This is a genomic window from Brucella lupini, from assembly GCF_002252535.1.
Taxonomy (GTDB): domain Bacteria; phylum Pseudomonadota; class Alphaproteobacteria; order Rhizobiales; family Rhizobiaceae; genus Brucella; species Brucella anthropi.
Genome location: NZ_NNRN01000038.1, coordinates 113829 through 131883, shown reverse-complemented (window position 1 = coordinate 131883; position 18055 = coordinate 113829). Strand labels below are relative to the sequence as shown.

The window sequence follows — 18055 nt, the reverse complement described above, 5'->3', positions numbered from 1 at the left end:
CTGCACCCGGTCGGAGTTTTTGTATGTTCCGTTTCATATTCAACAAACTCGTCTATCTGGTTCCGACCTTCATAGGCATTACAATCGTAGCCTTCGCCTTCGTCCGGGTTCTTCCCGGCGATCCTGTGCTACTGATGGCCGGCGAACGCGGCGTAAGCCCTGAGCGCCATGCCGAGCTGATGGCGCAACTTGGGTTCGATCGCCCGATCTGGCAGCAATATCTGGACTATGTCTGGAACCTGCTGCATGGCGATTTCGGTCAGTCTCTGGTGACCAAGAAGCCTGTTCTCGTCGAATTTTTCGCGCTGTTTCCTGCAACTGTCGAGTTGTCCATCTGCGCGATCATCGTGGCTATTCTCCTTGGCATTCCTGCCGGCGTCATCGCTGCTGTCAAGCGCGGTTCGTGGTTCGATCAGGGCCTGATGGGCATTTCGCTGGTCGGTTATTCGATGCCGATTTTCTGGTGGGCGCTGCTGCTCATCATTTTCTTCTCGGGCGTGCTGCAGTGGACACCGGTTTCCGGTCGTATATCGCTGCTCTATTTCTTCCCGCCTGTGACCGGTTTCATGCTGATCGACAGTCTGCTGTCGGATCAGAAGGGCGCTTTCGCCTCGGCGGTCTCGCATCTCATCCTGCCGACCATCGTGCTTGCGACCATTCCGCTCGCCGTTATCGCGCGTCAGACCCGCTCCGCCATGCTGGAAGTTTTAGGCGAGGACTATGTGCGCACCGCTCGCGCCAAGGGCCTGCCGGTTCGTCGCGTTGTCGGACTGCACGCACTTCGCAACGCGATGATCCCTGTTATCACGACCATCGGCCTGCAGGTCGGCGTTCTGATGGCTGGTGCGATCCTGACCGAGACGATCTTCTCATGGCCCGGTATCGGCAAATGGATGCTCGATTCCATTTTCCGTCGCGATTATCCGGTCGTGCAAAGCGGACTGCTGCTGATTGCATTCATCATCATGCTGGTGAATCTGGTCGTGGATCTGCTGTACGGCCTTATCAATCCGCGTATCCGGCACAAGTGAGGGTATCATGACACACTCAGCTATTCAGCCGGAAGCCGCGAACGACATTGGCAAGATGCGTGCGCTGAAGGACTTCTGGTTTTATTTCAGCGTCAACCGTGGCGCTGTGATCGGTCTTTTCGTATTCCTCGCGATTATTCTGGTGGCGATCTTCGCTCCATTGATTGCGCCGCACGATCCTACGGAACAGTTCCGTCAATTCGTGAAGGTTCCACCCTTCTGGGAAGATGGCGGTTCGACCCAGTTCCTTCTGGGAACGGATGCTGTCGGGCGTGATATTCTGTCCCGCCTGATCTATGGCGCGCAGTATTCGCTGCTCGTGGGCTTTGTTATCGTCATTATTTCGATGTGCCTCGGCATCACCATCGGCCTCATCACCGGCTATTTCGGTGGCGGCGTCGATACGGTGTTCATGCGCATCATGGACGTTATCCTGGCATTCCCGTCGCTCCTGCTGGCTCTGGTTCTGGTGGCAATCCTCGGACCCGGCCTGATCAATGCCGTTCTGGCGATCACGCTGGTTCTGCTGCCGCACTTCTCGCGTCTCACCCGCGCTGCCGTCATGGCGGAAAAGGAACGCGAATATGTGACCGCGGCCAAGCTTGCCGGTGCAAGCAAGCTGCGCCTGATGTTCAAGACGATTCTGCCGAACTGCCTTGCTCCGCTTGTGGTGCAGGCAACGATGTCGTTCTCCAACGCCATCCTCGACGTTGCGGCTCTGGGCTTTCTTGGCATGGGCGCGCAACCGCCAACGCCAGAATGGGGCACGATGCTTGCCGAAGCGCGTGAGTTCATCCTGAGTGCCTGGTGGATCGTTACTTTCCCCGGCCTTGCTATCCTGATTACTGTTCTCGCCATCAACCTGATTGGCGACGGTCTGCGCGATGCGCTTGACCCGAAACTGAAGAGGAGCTGATCGATGGCTCTGCTTGAAATCAAGAACCTCACGGTTTCTTTCGACACCTCGACCGGCCCGTTCAGGGCGGTCGACGGGATCGACATAAGGGTCGACAAAGGCGAAGTGCTTGCGATTGTCGGCGAGTCCGGTTCGGGCAAGTCGGTCGGCATGCTTGCCGTCATGGGGCTTCTGCCTAAGACGGCAACTGTTACCGCAGACACCATGACCTTCGATGGCAAGGACTTGCAGGCAATGTCCGACAAGGAGCGCCGCAAGATCATCGGTCGTGATATTTCGATGATTTTCCAGGAACCTGTTGCCAGCCTAAACCCGTGCTTCACGGTCGGGTATCAGCTTGAGGAAGTGCTGAAGCAGCATATGGGCATGAACGGCTCGGCGAGCCGTGCGCGTGCTATCGAGCTTCTGGAACTCGTCGGCATTCGCGATGCTGCGGAACGCCTGAAAAGCTTCCCGCATCAGATGTCGGGTGGCCAGTGCCAGCGCGTTATGATCGCTATCGCGATTGCGTGCAACCCGAAGCTCCTTATCGCCGACGAACCGACAACGGCTCTCGACGTTACGATTCAGAAGCAGATTCTCGATCTTCTGATGCGGCTTCAGGTGGAACACGGCATGGGTCTCATCATGATTACCCACGATATGGGTGTCGTGGCTGAAACGGCGGACCGTGTGATCGTGCAGTACAAGGGCCACAAGATGGAGGATGCCGACGTGCTGTCGCTGTTCTCTGCGCCCAAGCACCCTTACACCCGTGCGCTGCTCTCGGCCCTGCCGGAAAATGCGACCGGTGATCGTCTTCCGACGGTTTCCGATTTCGTCTTTGAAAATAATGGTGCGGGAGAAGCGCGATGAGCGAGATTGTTCTCGAGGCGCGCGACATCAAGCGCGATTATCATGTTGGCGGTGGTCTGTTCGGCAAGGCGAAAGTGGTTCATGCCGTCAAGGGCGTGAGCTTCAAGGTCGAAAAAGGCAAGACGCTGGCGATCGTTGGTGAATCGGGTTGCGGCAAGTCCACGCTGGCCCGCATTCTCACCATGATCGACCCGCAGACATCCGGCGAACTGAAGATCGGCGGTAAGGATGTGGATATCGCTCGCGATGGCCTGACGCCCGAAATGCGCCAGAAGGTGCAGATCGTTTTCCAGAACCCGTATGGCTCGCTCAATCCGCGCCAGAAGATCGGTGACGTTCTGGCTGAACCTCTGCTGCTGAATACGAACATGTCAGCCGAGGAGCGTCGCGCGAAGGCTATGCAGATGTTGTTGAAGGTCGGCCTCGGTCGCGAACACTTCAACCGCTATCCGCATATGTTCTCCGGTGGCCAGCGCCAGCGTATTGCCATTGCGCGTGCGCTGATGCTCAACCCGAAGCTGCTCATTCTCGACGAGCCGGTTTCCGCGCTCGATCTGTCCGTGCAGGCGCAGGTTCTGAACCTGCTGTCTGATCTGCAGGAAGAGTTCGGTCTCACCTATGTTTTCATCAGCCATGACCTTTCGGTCGTACGCTACATCGCCGATGAGGTGATGGTGATGTATTTCGGTGAGGTGGTTGAATACGGCTCGCGTGACGACGTTTTCAACAATCCGCAGCATGACTATACGAAGAAGCTTTTTGCTGCGACGCCGCGTGCGGATGTCGATGCCATCAAGGCTCGCGTGGAAGCACGCGCTGCTGCCAGACAGGCAGCGCATAGCTGATCTACATCTATATGCAGTCTGAAATGAAAAAACCGCACATGAAAATGTGCGGTTTTTTGTTTTGAGCATCTCCAGCAAAAGCGCGAACGAATATAAGCGCATTCCGCTCTAGCTGGACGTTCCGCGTTGCTGATGCCAGGCGAGGGCGCGCACGATGTCATCTGCTGCAATCTTGCCGACGATGGCGCCGTTTTCGATGATGCCAACATCGCCGCTGCTGTCTGCCACCGCATTCATCAACTCGCGTACCAGCGTTTCGCGCCGGGCAGTGGCCGCAAAAGGACGTGGCGCCGCTTGGCGATCGAAGGGCACCATGATGTCGCCTGCCCGAAGCACGCCGAGCGGGTTCATATGGGCAACGAAGTCAGCGACATAGTCGTCGGCAGGCTGCAGGAGAATCTCCTGCGGCGTGCCGCACTGAACGATACGCCCGCCTTCCATGATGGCGATACGATTGCCGATCTTCATGGCTTCATCGAGATCGTGGCTGACGAAAACGATGGTCTTTTTCAATCGTGACTGGAAGGCCAGCAACTCGTCTTGCAGGCGCGTGCGGATCAGCGGATCGAGGGCCGAGAATGGCTCATCCATCAGCAGAATCGGTGCGCCGGTTGCAAAAGCGCGGGCAAGCCCGACGCGTTGCTGCATGCCGCCGGAAAGTTCTCCAACCTTGCGCTTGGCCCAGTCCTGCAGACCGACAAGTTCAAGCTGGTCGCGCGCTTTGGCAAGGCGGTCTTCCTTGCCCATACCGGAAATTTCCAGGCCGAAAGCGACGTTTTCTTCAACCGTACGCCAAGGCAGCAGGCCGAACTGCTGGAACACCATGGAGACGAGTTCGGTGCGCAGATGGCGCAGGGTTCCGCGGTCGGCCTTGCCGACATCTATGGCGCGCTCGCCTTCCCGTACGAGAACGCGCCCGCGCGAAATCGGATTGAGCCGGTTGATTGCGCGAAGAAGGGTGGATTTGCCCGAGCCTGACAGCCCCATCAGAACGAGGATTTCACCTTCCTCAATGTTGAGTGTGCAGTTGTGCACGCCCAGCACGAGATTGGTTTCAGCCTGAATCTGGGAACGGGTGGCGCCGCGATCCGCAAGAGCAAGTGCGTCATCGACATTGCTGCCGAAAATGATGCAGACGTCTTCGAGTGCGATGATGGTCATCCGCGTGCTCCTGATCTTTGTTGGAGCATGATCTGTTCCGAAAACCGGTTTCCACTTTTCGGGATCATGCTATTTCTCGCGTCCGGCGCGGAAGATACGGTCGAGCACGATGGCGACCACGACGATGACAAGTCCAGCCTCGAAACCGAGTGCGGTATTGACTGAGTTCAACGCCCGGACAACCGGTACGCCGAGGCCATCTGCGCCGACAAGGGCTGCAATGACCACCATCGAAAGCGACAGCATGATTGTCTGAGTCAGACCGGCAAGAATTTGCGGCATGGCATAAGGCAGCTCAATCTTCCACAAGAGCTGAGAACGCGACGCACCGAACGCTTCACCCGCTTCGATCAGCGATGAGGGTGTGGACGATATGCCGAGGTGGGTCAATCGCACCGGCGCAGGCAGAACGAAGATTGCCGTTGCAAGCAGGCCCGGCACCATACCGATGCCGAAGAAGACAATGGCCGGGATCAGGTAGACGAATGTCGGCAGGGTCTGCATCAGATCGAGCACAGGACGCATTGCGGCGTAAAGCGCGGGGCGATGGGCTGCGGCGATGCCGAGCGGCACGCCGATGGCCATGCAGAGAAAGCAAGCTGACAAAACGAGGGTCAGGGTTTCGAGCGTTCGATCCCAGTAACCCTGATTGATGATGAACAGGAAGCCGATCACGGTCAGCACGACCACCGAGATACGACGCTGGATCAGCCACGCGATGACAGCGAAGATTGCGATGAGAAGCAGAGGGTGCGGGAGCTTGAGAAGAAAAAGCAGCCCGTCAATGAGGCTCTGCATGACGGCGGCGAGGGTATCGAAAAAGCCGCCCATATTGTCCGTCAGCCAGTCCACCACGGATTTGGCGGTCGGTCCGACAGGGATCTTGTAGTCCGTCAGCCAGTTCAACGATCAAGTCTCCTGCTGCGTGTTAGAGCATTTCCGGCAAAGGTGCGATGCGATTTGCGTAGGATAATGCGTAAAACAAAGAGAAAGGGTGCGGGCATCCTTGAAACTGCCGGGCCGCGTTTGTCACCGCCCGGCAGCATGTCGGGATTAAAGACCGAGTGCCGCCTTTACGGCGGGCAGGCCTTCCTTGCCGTCGACGGTGGTTACACCGGCGAGCCACTGGTCGAGAGCGCCCGGATTGGCTTTCAGCCAGTTGGTCGCAGCCTTCGAAGGCTCTTCGCCATCATCGAGAATCTTGCCCATGATGTCGTTTTCGATATCGAGCTTGAATTCCAGATTGGTGAGGAACTTGCCAACATTCGGGCATTCCTGCGTGTAGCCGGTGCGAACGTTGGTTTCGACCTTGGCGCCGCCGAGATTGGGGCCGAAGAAATCGTCACCACCGGTGAGATACGCGATTTCGAAACGCTTGTTCATGGGATGTGGCTCCCATGCCAGAAAGACGACCGGTTCCTTGCTCTTGATGCTGCGAGCGACCTGCGCCAGCATGCCCTGCTCGGACGATTCCGCCAGCTCGAATGACTTGAGGCCGAAGGCATCCTTGTTGATCATGTCGAGGATCAGGCGGTTGCCGTCATTTCCCGGCTCGATCCCGTAGATCTTGCCGCCGAGCTTGTCCTTGAACGTGGCGATATCCTTGAAGTCCTTGAGGCCTTCGTCATAAGCATATTTTGGCACGGCAAGCGTGTATTTCGCGCCGGTCAGATTGGTGCGCAGCGTCTCGACGGTCTTGTTGTCCAGATAGGGCTGGAGGTCGGCGGTCATGGACGGGTTCCAATAGCCGAGGAAGACGTCGATATCCTTTTTGCTCAGTGACGCATAGGTCACCGGCACGGAGAGAACCTTGATGTCGGTTTTGTAGCCGAGACCTTTCAGGATTTCTGTCGCCACCGCCGTCGTCGAAGTGATGTCAGTCCAGCCGACATCCGAGAAACGGACGGTCGAGCAGCTTTCAGGTTCGGCGGCGAAACCGGTTGCAGGCGCGCTTAGCATTGCCGTTCCCGTGGCAAGCCCACCCAAGGCAAGCGTAAGCATATAGGTCGATACGGACTTCATTGTTCTCTCCATTTACCGGGCCGTTTTGACGGATTGATTGTTTTTCCGGTTCCAGCTTTAGCAAACACCAAAGATTGCGCCATTCAAGTACCACAGCGGCGAAAATGTTCTCGATTGCGACGTTGGTCGCAGTTTCCGGCGGAAAACCGTTTCGCACCTGACTTGAAACTGCTGTCACTCATCATTTTCCGGAACCGTCGGCCAAGGGGAAACGGGCTGGATTGCCACGCATTTGGCCGAAGCGAGTTGGCGCCATGTTACGGATCGGCCCTCGGGATTCAACCCTGTCAGCGGAAAATGACGGATAAAATCAGTTGGATGACCGTTCCAGGTTGTCGAAAAGATGAGCACACTCTATTTGAGAGCGTGAAGCCTTTTCAGGTTTGGCTGCTTGCGAACGGGACTTGTAATGCATAGGTCCATGGGCGATGCAGAAGCGATGGAAAGCCCGGATTTTCGGGCAAAAGGAAGGATTTTTTACAGTGTGGAATGCAGTAAAGGGCGTTTTTTCCTTCCTGGGCCGTTTCATCGCCGCGCTTGCTCGCCTGATTGCCATTCCGCTCGGCGGTTTGTGGCGGCTTTTCCTGCGGCTCGGAATTTTGTGGAAAGTTGCGGTTGCGGTCGTCGTGATCGGTCTTGGCGGTCTTTACGTCTATTTCATCTGGCAGACTCAGGTATGGACGAATTTCGATCCCGACTATCCGGCCAAGTACAGCTATCAGGATGCGACCACGCCCGGCGAAGAGGTAAAGGCGCAGGGCGCACCGGCTGAAGCGCCGTCCACCGCAACACCCGTGGAACAGCCTGCTGCCACGCCTGAAACCAATCAGACTGGCGATGCCGCTCCCGCGAATCAGCCGGTTCAGGCGGCACAAATCCCGTCTTCGGCCCGCAAATGCTCACGCTCGGCGATAGCGGAAGTTGCCGCTGATCTCACCGATTTCAACGTGAACCAGAACGCGTGGATTTCATCCATGCTGCTCTACAAGCTCGGTCTTTTCGGTATGGACTGGGATCGCACCCCGTTCCTTGACAATAAGGCGTCGTTCCAGCGCGGCATCAATGCAGCGGTACGCCGTACCGCGATTGAGCTCGTCGACAATATCGGCCGTCTGCGCGGCACGTCGCAGATCGACGGCGATCTGCAAAAGGCGCGTGGCAATCTGCAATTTGCCGAAGATTCCTGGTATTTCGGCCTGAGCCCGTTCGGTCCGAAGACGCCGACGCCGAGCTATTACCGTTCGGCGATCAAGGATCTGCGCTCCTTCAACGGACGGCTTGAAAACTGTCAGGCTACCTTCGATGCCCGCGCCGACAATCTGATCCAGTTTGTCGACCGTATCGCAAGCGACCTCGGTTCGACTTCGGCCATCCTCAAGGACCGTGCCGAGAATTACCACGCCGGCTGGTTCGATACGCGTGCAGATGACCGTTTCTGGTTCGCCTATGGTCAGCTCTATGCCTATTACGGCCTGCTGCGTGCGGCGCATTCGGATTTCCGCGGCGTTCTGGCCGAGAAGCACCTCGACGGTGTGTGGGACGAGATGGAAAAGCAGATGCGTGCCGCGCTCGACATGCAGCCTTTCATCGTTTCCAACGGTAGCCCGGATGCATGGTTCACGCCGTCGCATCTGACCACGATGGGTTTCTACATTCTGCGTGTCCGTTCGAATCTGGTCGATGTGAAACAGGTTCTGGAGCGCTGACCGGCAATGGAACTGCCAGCTTCATTGCGACAGGCGGTGGATGCTGCGCTTGAGGGCGTGGCATTGGCCGATCTGAAGCGCGCATCTGAAATGCTTTCACGCCGTTACCGCGCCGAGACGCGGGACGGACGCATGCATATTTCCGATGATCTTGCCGCGAAGGCCTATCTGGCAGCACGTTTGCCTGCGACCTATGCGGCGGTTCGCGCCAGTATGGACAGTGCAGCAGAGGTTTGTCCCGATTTCGCGCCGCAATCCATGCTCGATGTGGGTGCAGGACCGGGAACCGCCCTTTGGGCGGCAAAGCAATGCTGGCCCATGCTTCATTCGGCAACGATGATCGAGGCAAGCCCTGCGATCAGAGCTGTGGGCAGCGATCTTTCGCAAAATTGCGGATTTTCCGACCTCGACTGGCGGGCAGGGGATGTGGTTCGGGAGAAACTTGATTTTCCGCAAGCCGATCTCGTGACCATTGCCTATGTGCTTGACGAGCTTGCTCCTGAAAAGCGGCAGGCACTGATTGAGCGCTTGTGGGCGTCGGCACGGCAAATGCTGGTGATCGTGGAACCCGGCACACCGGCAGGCTGGCAGCGCATTCTCGATGCACGCCGGGCGCTTATTGCGGAAGGCGCAAACATTGCAGCGCCTTGTCCGCACCAGCTCGATTGCCCGCTGGTCACCCCTGACTGGTGCCATTTTTCGCGCCGCGTTGCGCGCTCGCGTATTCATCGTCTGACCAAGGAAGCCGAAGTGCCGTGGGAGGATGAGAAGTTCATCTATCTTGCTGCGGTGCGCGAGACGGTCGATGAAGTGAAAGCGCGGGTTATCGCGCCGACACGGGTTGGCGGCGGCAAAGTTTCGGTTAAACTCTGCAAGGATGACGGCAGGGCGGAAGAACGCCTTCTGACCAAGCGCGACGGCGATCTGTTCCGTTGGGCACGTCGCGCCGACTGGGGCGACGCATTATTGAAAGATTGAGTCGGAACCGAAGCCCGGAACCAAAGCGATGAAGATCAGTCTGGTCCAGTTACGTTTGCTTGAAGCTGTCGCGGAAACCGGCAGTGTCGGTGCTGCTGCGCGGCGCTTGCGGCTCACGCAATCGGGAGCCAGTCAGGCGATTGCGACATTGGAAAAAATCCTCGGGGTCGATGTGCTGGCGCGAAAGCGCGATGGAGCCGCCCTGACGGCGTTCGGGCATTCGATCCTTGCCGATACCAAGGCCGCCCTCGCGGCAGTCGACCGGATAGAACTGCAGGCACGGTGCAGTGCTTCCAGCGCGCCCGAACGGCTGCGCGTCGCGGCAATTCCAAGTCAGCTTGAATATGTTCTGCCCGGTCTGCGAAAGACGTTTCAGCGGCTTTATCCCGGCATTGAATTCAGCGCTTTCGAGGGCGGGCACGACGATGTGAGTCTATGGGTGCGCGATGGTATTGCCGATCTCGGCATTACATCGCTGCCGACGCCCGAGCTTGAAGCACGGGAAGTTGGCCGTGAAGAACTTGTCGTGGTGGGACGGCGTGATGACCCCTTCATGCGCAACGACACAATCACTGCCGGGGACCTGCGGGATCGCCAGTTGATCGCCGCAGCAGGCTGCGAAATGATTATCGACAGGATCATTCATGGCGACGGCGAAATGCGCAGCGAGCAGGTGCGCACCCGCGACGTTGCCACGGTGCTGGAAATGGTGCGCCATGGCATCGGCACGACGCTTCTGTCAGAAATCAGTCTGCCGGGGGCCGATCTGCACGGATTGCGGGCGCGCCGCCTCAATCCGCCGACGTTTCGCACCGTCTATATTGTTTTTCGGGCCGACAGTCCGGTCCGGCATCTGGTCGAACGGTTCTGCGACGTGGCGCAGGACGCCAGAAGCAGAGCGGCATAAGAAACTCTAATATCTCATATCTCGCTTATCCGTGACGCTTGCGCATATCAGGGATGCAATAGTCTGCGCTCTTCCCTCATCCTGCAGCGAGTGACCATGACGGTAATTACCGAAACCACCCCGACAAGCTCGACTTCCGATACCATACGCGGTCTGGCCTGGGGGCTGTCCGGGGTTCTCGTGTGGTCCGGTTCGTTCGTCCTGACCCGTTTCGGGTTCAAGACCGCACTGACGCCTTTCGACATCATTGCGTTGCGTTTCGGCGTGGCGGGGCTGGTGCTGTTGCCGGTGGTTCTGATGAAAGGGTTCGGCTTTCGCAAGCTCGGTCCGCTCGGCTTTGTGCTTCTGGTTTCCGGAGCAGGTGTTCCCTATGCGCTGCTGACCACCTGTGGTCTGCAATATGCTCCGGCATCCAATGCAGCAGCGCTCATTCCGGGGCTGATGACAGCAATGGTTGCCGTTCTGGGTATGGCGCTTCTCAAGGAACGTCTTGCGCCGTCGCGCTGGTCCGGGGTCGTGCTGATCCTGATCGGCGCCATGCTGATCGCCGGTCTGTCGCAACTGGGCGGACCGGAAATGCTCGGGCACTTTTTCTTTCTCGTCGCGGCACTCGTGTGGGCGATTTATGTCATGGTGTTTCGCAGAAAGGGAATGGACGGGCTGCATGCGACCGCTATCGCGGCCGTCACCTCGGCAATTGTCTATTTGCCGATCTATATGCTCTTCCTGCCCAAGGGGCTTGGCGCGACATCCTGGGGTGATATTGCCCTGCAGGGTTTCTATCAGGGCGTACTTACTTCGGCCTTTGGCGTCTTTGCCTTCAACCGTGCCGTTGTGCTGCTGGGAACGGCGGCAGGGGCAGCGCTATCAGCACTGATCCCTGTCGTCACTCTGGTTCTGGCGCTTGTTCTTCTGGGCGAGGTGCCCGGTTGGACCGACACGCTCGCCGCCTTCCTGATCAGTCTCGGCGTGCTGGCACTGAACAGGAAGGGCAGGAAGCGTATGGCATCATGAAGCCTGCAGGACTGGCCTTGCAGCAGGACGGTTGATGATGAACACCATGGCCGCAGCGGCAAAACACATGGCACCGGCGAGGATCAGGGCAGGGGTGTAGCTGTCATAGTCGGTACGCACGAGCCCGGCGAAAGCGGCTGCGGCTGCGGCACCGATCTGATGGCCGGTGAACACCCAGCCGAAAACCAGCCCGGCCTTTTCCGGGCCGAAACGCTCGGCGGCGAGCTTGACGGTTGGCGGCACGGTCGCCACCCAGTCCAGCCCGTAAAAGACGGCGAACAATGCCAGTTCGTAGACGGTGAAGTCGGTGAAGGTCAGATAGATCAGCGAGAGACCGCGCAGCGCATAGAACCAGAACAGAAGCCAGCGATTGTCGAACCGGTCGGAAAGCCAGCCGGACATGATCGTGCCGATCAGGTCGAATGCGCCGATCACGGCAAGGATGCCAGCCGCACCGACCGGCGCAATTCCGAAATCACCGCAAAGCGTGATCCAGTGCGTCTGGATCAGGCCGTTTGTGGAAAAGCCGCAAACGAAGAAGGTCAGGAACAGGACCCAGAAAGTTGCCGTTGAAGACGCTTCGCGCAACGTGACGAGGGGTGAGGCCAGCATGGTGCCGAAGCTCATTCTGGGTCCGGGTGCCGGGAGCGGCGCTGTGCGGCCGTAAGGCTTCAAGCCGATATCCGCCGGATGGTCACGCATCAAAGCGAGAACCAACACAAGCGCGGCAACAAGGAAGCAAACGACGATGGTGAGCGACGTTCGCCAGCCGATGGTCTGGCTGACACTGGCAAGGATCGGCATGAAGACGAGCTGGCCGGTGGCATTACTGGCTGTCATCAGGCCGACGACCAGACCGCGCCGCTTTTCGAACCAGCGTGCTGCAACGGTTGCACCGAGCACGAGCGCCGTCATGCCGGTGCCAAGGCCGATCACCACGCCCCAGAGCGCAACCATCTGCCATTCCTCGGTCATGAAAATGGAACCGACAAGCCCCAGTGAAATCATGATGAGAGCGGCTGCAACCACACGACGCAAGCCGAACTGGTTCATGAAGGCTGCCGCAAACGGCCCCATCAGGCCGAAAAGAACGAGGCGAAGCGCCATTGCGAAGGAGATATTCGCATTCGTCCAGCCGAATTCACGCTGGAGCGGTTCGATCAGGATACCCGCAGACCCCATGGCAGCTGCTGTCGCCAGCATGGTCAGAAAGGTGATGGCGGCGACGACCCATCCGTAATGGATGTTCCTCTGGGCGAGAAAGCTGGCAAGGCGGGCAGAAATCATCTTTGGCGCTTTCGGGTTTAAGCTGGTTTCAAGCTGGCTTTTGGCCAGCCATACGTTTGATGGCGAAACCGTTCGCTCCATAACGGGCGCGTGGCTTCAGGTCATTGTTTTCAGTCAAGGGACAACCGGTCTCCGGTCAATCGAGGCTGCGTAACAGGCTTTCCAGCTGTTCCACGCCATCCTCTCCCAGCCTGGCTTCGATTTCTTCCTGCGCCTGATCCCAGAGCGGGCCGCCGCGTTCCACAAGATCGCGACCGTCTGCCGTCAGCGTTACGCTGGTCTCGCGATGGTCGTCGCTGGCCGCAGGCTCGATCAGCCCCATGCGCTGCAGAACCTTCGCATTGCGGCCCATGGTCGACCGATCCAGCTCGGACAGATGTGCAAGCTCGGTCAGCGAGATGGAACCCGCACGACGGATTTTTCGCAACGTACTGAACTGCGCGACATTGATGCCAAGCGGCGCCAGAGCGTTGTCATAGACGCTCGATGTCTTGCGGGCTGCCTGGCGCAGAAGGATACAAAAACACGGATGTGACATATTGCGGGTATATACCCGTAAATAAGCGATAGCAAGTTGGAAGTGAAAAGTAGGGAGTTCGTTGCTGCCATTCTGCTGACAGCAACGATGTCTTCAGGAAGGGCTTGTCGCCGGTTCAGACGGCGATATAGGCGGTTTCCTTCACTTCCTCCATCACGGCGTAAGTGTGCGATTCCCGCACGCCGGGCAGAGAAAGAAGCGCCTCCGAAAGGAAACGCCGATAGTGATCCATGTCGGATACACGGGCTTTGACGAGATAATCGAAGCCGCCCGCAACCATGTGGCATTCCAGAATGTCGGGATTGTTGCGGGTGAAGGTCGAGAAGGTTTCAAAGACTTCCGGCGTGGTGCGATCAAGCTTGATCTCGATAAAGACCAGCATGGCCCGGTCGAGCATCTTGGGTGAAAGCCGTGCCGAATAGCCGAGAATATACCCTTCGCGGGTCAGTCGTTTGACGCGTTCGGCAGTTGCCGTCTGCGAGAGATTTATGCGATCGGCCAGTTCGGTATTGGTCAGACGCCCGTTCTCCTGAAGGGCGCGCAAAATACTCCTGTCCATCGCATCGAGATTCTTCATCAGTTGTCCCCAATGGCCGCTTATGTGTGACGGCTCTGTTCTTGATTTTTGCATATGTGTTTGAGTTGCCACGGAAATCAATCCGAAATCGGTCCCCGACGCAAGATGAAACTTGTTGGGTGGTCCTACAAATTTTTGAACTACTCGGATGAATTCGGCTTAAACGTAAGCATATATGCAAATAACAATCACAGGTTGTAAATTATGCGCAACCTGTGATAAGGATAGTGTGCATACTGAAAGTTATATTGCACCTGTAAATTTTGGCATGGGGTAAGGGGGTGTTTGAAACTGGAGGAATCGTCCCATTCCTTCCGTTTCGTTTATCCCGGTTCTGAGGAAATCCGGACAGCCCCAAACTGTCCGGATTTTCTTTTGCGAGACCTGTAGAACTTTGTCCCGAAGATGGCCTGCGTGGCACATTTGGGTGGCTGAATTTTCCGGTTGCAAGCGAACACATTGAACGCTAACAGTACGTTCATGAACATTTCGCGCAATATCGTCATCAACGGTTGGTGGTGGGCCCGCTAAAAGCGGCCACGCAGGCGTTTGTGCATTTGCGTTTAGAAAACAGGCCGCTGGGATTATCCGGGCGGCCTTTTTGTTTGGCTGTTTGAATAAGACTGGCGGGGAAACCGGGTTCTGGAAATATTCGGAAACAGTTGAGATTTGGGATAGCCGATCATGAATGCGAAGATTGCGGATAGCGAGATATTCCAGCACGAGACGGCAGGCGGCATCGTCGTCGAGCGCGTGCGTCACCTCACGGCCTATAAGGGCGCGATCGAGACCTATATCGATGCGCTGAACGAACGGCGTGGTGCGGTATTTTCGTCGAACTACGAATATCCGGGCCGCTATACGCGATGGGACACGGCTATCGTCGATCCTCCGGTGGTCATCACCTCACGCGCCCGCACCATGCGCATCGAAGCGCTGAATGCGCGCGGCGTCATTCTTCTGCGGCCTATCTTGGACACGGTAAAGGCTCTTGCCGAAGTAACGGTCGACAAGGCCGAAGAAAACCGCATCGAGCTGACCATTGCCGAGCCGAGCGGAACCTTCACCGAGGAAGAGCGCTCGCGCATGCCTTCGGTCTTCACCGTTCTGCGTGCCATTGTAGGTCTGTTCTTCTCTGAGGAAGACGCCAATCTCGGCCTCTACGGTGCCTTCGGTTACGATCTGGCGTTCCAGTTCGATCCGGTTCAGTACAAGTTGAAGCGCCCCGACGATCAGCGCGATCTGGTGCTGTTCATCCCCGATGAAATCTTCGTGGCCGATCACTATGCGGCACGTGCCTGGGTGGATCGTTATGAATTCACCTGCGGTGGCTCATCCACGCATGGTCTCGCACGGGCAACGCCTGCACAGGCCTTCAAACCATCGGAAGCCAAGCTTGCGCGCGGCGATCACAATCCGGGCGAATATGCGAAGCTCGTAGAGCGCGCCAAGGAAAGCTTCAAGCGCGGCGACCTCTTTGAAGTGGTCCCGGGCCAGACCTTCTATGAGCGCTGCCATACCGCGCCATCGGAAATCTTCCGCCGGTTGAAGACGATTAATCCGTCGCCCTATTCGTTCTTCATCAATCTGGGTGACAACGAATATCTGGTCGGCGCATCGCCGGAAATGTTCGTGCGGGTCAACGGACGGCGTATCGAAACCTGCCCCATCTCCGGCACGATCAAGCGCGGCGAAGATGCGATTTCGGATTCGGAACAGATTCTGAAACTGCTGAATTCCAAGAAGGATGAATCCGAGCTGACGATGTGCTCGGACGTGGACCGCAACGACAAGAGCCGTGTCTGCGAGCCGGGTTCTGTACGCGTCATCGGTCGCCGTCAGATCGAGATGTATTCGCGGCTGATCCATACGGTCGATCATATTGAAGGGCGGCTTCGCGACGGCATGGATGCTTTCGACGGGTTCCTCAGCCATGCATGGGCTGTGACCGTGACCGGCGCACCGAAGCTGTGGGCGATGCGTTTCCTTGAGGAAAACGAACGTAGCCCGCGCGCATGGTATGGCGGCGCCATCGGCATGATGCACTTCAATGGCGACATGAACACCGGCCTGACGCTGCGCACCATCCGCGTGAAGGATGGCGTGGCCGAAATTCGGGCTGGTGCAACGCTTCTGTTCGATTCCAATCCGGAAGAGGAAGAAGCCGAAACCGAATTGAAGGCATCGGCGATGATCTCGGCTGTGCGTGAAGCGCAGAAGAGCAATCAAATTGCGGAAGAACGCGTGGCGGCAAAGGTGGGTGAGGGGATATCGATCTTGCTCGTTGATCATGAAGATTCCTTCGTGCATACGCTCGCCAATTATTTCCGCCAGACCGGCGCTACGGTCTCGACGGTGCGTTCGCCTGTTGCCGAAGATGTGTTCGACAGGGTCAAGCCTGACCTCGTGGTTCTGTCACCCGGACCGGGCACGCCGCAGGATTTCGATTGCAAGGCGACCATCGACAAGGCGCGCAAGCGGGAACTGCCGATCTTCGGTGTCTGTCTTGGATTGCAGGCACTGGCAGAAGCCTATGGCGGTACGCTGCGCCAGTTACGTATTCCGATGCACGGCAAGCCGTCGCGCATTCGCGTGTCGAAGCCGGAGCGGATATTCTCGGGCCTGCCAAAGGAAGTGACGGTCGGGCGCTATCATTCGATCTTCGCCGATCCGGAACGTCTGCCAGACGATTTCCTGGTGACGGCAGAGACTGAAGACGGTGTCATCATGGCTTTCGAACACAAGAAGGAACCGGTTGCCGCCGTTCAGTTCCATCCGGAATCCATCATGACCCTTGGTCATAATGCCGGAATGCGCATGATCGAGAATGTGGTGACGCATCTGGCGGGCAAGAACAAGGCGCGCCGTACCAACTACTGATTGAACGCTTTTCGTTCCGATTTCGAGCCAGCCGCAGCCATCGCTGCGGCTGGCTTTTTTGTGCTTTTGCTATGCTTGCCCATTGCCTGCTTTGGCAACTCATTTGCAACTGTAATGCCTTGCATTTGCAGGAGAAAATTAAATGCCGTAACTGAGAAAACAGGGGTACGAAGTTTTGCTTTTCTGGGGTATAGAACGGCGGTGAATTGCTGCTGCATATGCCAGATGCGTTGTGGATGTGTCCCGCGCGCTGGAGCGTATCCCGAAAAGTGTGAAACGGTTTTCGGATCAGATGCGCGGTTCAAAACAAACACGTAGAGCGCCGATCTGATTCAATCAGATCGAATCGCGCTCTAGCAAATGAGTGAAGGGCTGTGCGTAGGCCCGTCTCGATTTCGGGACAAGATAACGATATTCAAAGGTTCATCATGGACGCGAGTGCAAAGGTTCGGCGGCTTGCCGCTTGGTCTATTCCCGTTGCTTTTGGTGTGATGGGTCTGAAATATCTGGCCTATGCATTGACCGGTTCCGTGGCCCTTTATTCGGACGCGCTGGAATCCATCGTCAATGTGATCGCGGCAATCGGCGCTTGGTGGGCCATTCGGGTCAGCTATCTGCCCGCCGATGACAATCATCCCTTCGGTCATCACAAAGCCGAGTATATTTCGGCTGTTGTGGAAGGCGTTCTGATTACGGTCGCCGCACTTTTGATCTTCCGCGAAGCCTGGTTTGCGCTTCAATCACCGCGAACGCTCGATGAACCCTGGCTTGGCCTTGGCATCAACACGGTAGCCGCAGTCATAAACGGCTTGTGGGCATCATTGTTGATTCGCACTGGTCGCAAGTTCCGCTCGCCTGCGCTGGAGGCCGACGGCAAGCACATCATGACCGATGTGTTCACCTCCGTGGGCGTTCTCGTCGGTCTTGTCGGTGCGGTCGTGACCGGTTGGGCCATACTCGATCCGCTGCTTGCTATTCTGGTGGCAATCAACATTCTCTGGCAGGGCTGGCATGTCATCAATTCCTCGGTGCAGGGATTGATGGATATCGGTGTCGAGCCGACCGAGGAAATGCGCATTCGCGATGTCATTTCGGCTAATGCGGGCGGTGCCATTGAGGTTCATGACCTGAAGACCCGTATCGCTGGCCGTGTAACCTTCATCGAGTTTCATCTGGTCGTTGCGGCGGAAATGAGCGTCGGCGATGCCCATGTGATTTGCGACCGTATCGAAGACGCCCTGAAGAAGCAGATCGATAGCGCGCGCGTGGTGATCCACGTCGAGCCGGAGGATGAGGCCAAGCTGCCGCCGGGAACCAGCGCGGTGCCCTTCGCCTGAA

The 18055-nt window shown here is 57.4% G+C and carries 17 protein-coding genes; 10 read left to right on the top strand and 7 right to left on the bottom strand.

Annotation, left to right across the window (positions count from 1 at the left end; genetic code table 11):
- The first annotated feature begins 23 nt into the window (after nt 1-23).
- Genes CES86_RS06915 through CES86_RS06900 form a run of 4 tightly spaced genes read left to right on the top strand, consistent with a single transcriptional unit; the run spans nt 24 to nt 3647 of the window.
- Nucleotides 24-1031: an ABC transporter permease subunit gene (locus CES86_RS06915; RefSeq protein WP_010659567.1), complete on the top strand. Its 1008-nt coding sequence runs from the start codon at nt 24-26 to the stop codon at nt 1029-1031.
- Between the two features lie 7 nt (nt 1032-1038).
- Nucleotides 1039-1947 carry an ABC transporter permease subunit gene (locus CES86_RS06910; RefSeq protein WP_010659568.1) on the top strand — a complete coding sequence of 303 codons (909 nt, stop codon included), beginning with the start codon at nt 1039-1041 and terminating at the stop codon, nt 1945-1947.
- A 3-nt stretch (nt 1948-1950) separates the two neighbouring features.
- On the top strand, nt 1951-2802 hold the full coding sequence (locus CES86_RS06905) for an ABC transporter ATP-binding protein (RefSeq protein ID WP_010659569.1): 852 nt from the start codon (nt 1951-1953) through the stop codon (nt 2800-2802).
- Nucleotides 2799-3647: a dipeptide ABC transporter ATP-binding protein gene (locus CES86_RS06900; protein ID WP_010659570.1), complete on the top strand. Its 849-nt coding sequence runs from the start codon at nt 2799-2801 to the stop codon at nt 3645-3647. The genes CES86_RS06905 and CES86_RS06900 overlap by 4 nt, the downstream gene beginning before the upstream one ends.
- A gap of 108 nt (nt 3648-3755) precedes the next feature.
- Here CES86_RS06900 and choV read toward each other — a convergent pair whose 3' ends face one another.
- The 3 genes from choV to CES86_RS06885 all read right to left on the bottom strand — a co-directional run bounded on the left by choV (nt 3756) and on the right by CES86_RS06885 (nt 6830).
- Entirely contained in the window at nt 3756-4808 is a 1053-nt protein-coding gene (gene choV, locus CES86_RS06895) for a choline ABC transporter ATP-binding protein (RefSeq protein ID WP_010659571.1), read from the bottom strand.
- A 69-nt stretch (nt 4809-4877) separates the two neighbouring features.
- Nucleotides 4878-5714, bottom strand: a complete 837-nt coding sequence (gene choW / locus CES86_RS06890; protein ID WP_012091632.1) for a choline ABC transporter permease subunit — start codon at nt 5712-5714, stop codon at nt 4878-4880.
- Between the two features lie 147 nt (nt 5715-5861).
- Nucleotides 5862-6830, bottom strand: a complete 969-nt coding sequence (locus CES86_RS06885) for a choline ABC transporter substrate-binding protein (protein WP_010659573.1) — start codon at nt 6828-6830, stop codon at nt 5862-5864.
- Nucleotides 6831-7258: 428 nt separating this feature from the next.
- Here CES86_RS06885 and CES86_RS06880 point away from each other — a divergent pair, with 428 nt between their 5' ends.
- From CES86_RS06880 to CES86_RS06865, 4 genes are all read left to right on the top strand, one after another.
- Nucleotides 7259-8536, top strand: coding sequence for a DUF2333 family protein (locus tag CES86_RS06880; protein ID WP_010659574.1), 1278 nt, complete (start codon nt 7259-7261; stop codon nt 8534-8536).
- A gap of 6 nt (nt 8537-8542) precedes the next feature.
- Nucleotides 8543-9514, top strand: a complete 972-nt coding sequence (locus CES86_RS06875) for a small ribosomal subunit Rsm22 family protein (RefSeq protein ID WP_010659575.1) — start codon at nt 8543-8545, stop codon at nt 9512-9514.
- A gap of 28 nt (nt 9515-9542) precedes the next feature.
- The gene (locus CES86_RS06870) at nt 9543-10421 is read left to right on the top strand and encodes a LysR family transcriptional regulator (protein ID WP_010659576.1); all 879 of its coding nucleotides are present in this window, start codon (nt 9543-9545) and stop codon (nt 10419-10421) included.
- A gap of 96 nt (nt 10422-10517) precedes the next feature.
- Nucleotides 10518-11435 (top strand): DMT family transporter, encoded by a 918-nt coding sequence (locus CES86_RS06865; RefSeq protein WP_094514003.1) that lies wholly within the window; start codon nt 10518-10520, stop codon nt 11433-11435.
- Here CES86_RS06865 and CES86_RS06860 read toward each other — a convergent pair.
- The 3 genes from CES86_RS06860 to CES86_RS06850 all read right to left on the bottom strand — a co-directional run bounded on the left by CES86_RS06860 (nt 11430) and on the right by CES86_RS06850 (nt 13837).
- Nucleotides 11430-12722: an MFS transporter gene (locus CES86_RS06860; RefSeq protein WP_010659578.1), complete on the bottom strand. Its 1293-nt coding sequence runs from the start codon at nt 12720-12722 to the stop codon at nt 11430-11432. The genes CES86_RS06865 and CES86_RS06860 overlap by 6 nt on opposite strands.
- 136 nt (nt 12723-12858) lie before the next feature.
- Entirely contained in the window at nt 12859-13260 is a 402-nt protein-coding gene (locus CES86_RS06855; protein ID WP_012091638.1) for a MarR family winged helix-turn-helix transcriptional regulator, read from the bottom strand.
- A 115-nt stretch (nt 13261-13375) separates the two neighbouring features.
- Nucleotides 13376-13837, bottom strand: a complete 462-nt coding sequence (locus CES86_RS06850; protein ID WP_006472719.1) for an Lrp/AsnC ligand binding domain-containing protein — start codon at nt 13835-13837, stop codon at nt 13376-13378.
- Nucleotides 13838-14521: 684 nt separating this feature from the next.
- On the opposite strand from CES86_RS06850, the gene CES86_RS06840 reads away from it, so the two are divergent.
- A complete protein-coding gene (locus tag CES86_RS06840; RefSeq protein WP_094514002.1) occupies nt 14522-16717 on the top strand; it encodes an anthranilate synthase component I in 2196 nt (731 codons plus the stop codon).
- On the opposite strand, the gene CES86_RS27125 is transcribed toward CES86_RS06840, so the two are convergent.
- The gene (locus CES86_RS27125; protein ID WP_125334467.1) at nt 16711-17031 is read right to left on the bottom strand and encodes a hypothetical protein; all 321 of its coding nucleotides are present in this window, start codon (nt 17029-17031) and stop codon (nt 16711-16713) included. The genes CES86_RS06840 and CES86_RS27125 overlap by 7 nt on opposite strands.
- A 114-nt stretch (nt 17032-17145) precedes the next feature.
- Here CES86_RS27125 and CES86_RS06830 point away from each other — a divergent pair, with 114 nt between their 5' ends.
- On the top strand, nt 17146-18054 hold the full coding sequence (locus tag CES86_RS06830) for a cation diffusion facilitator family transporter (RefSeq protein WP_010659582.1): 909 nt from the start codon (nt 17146-17148) through the stop codon (nt 18052-18054).
- Nucleotide 18055 lies beyond the last annotated feature (1 nt).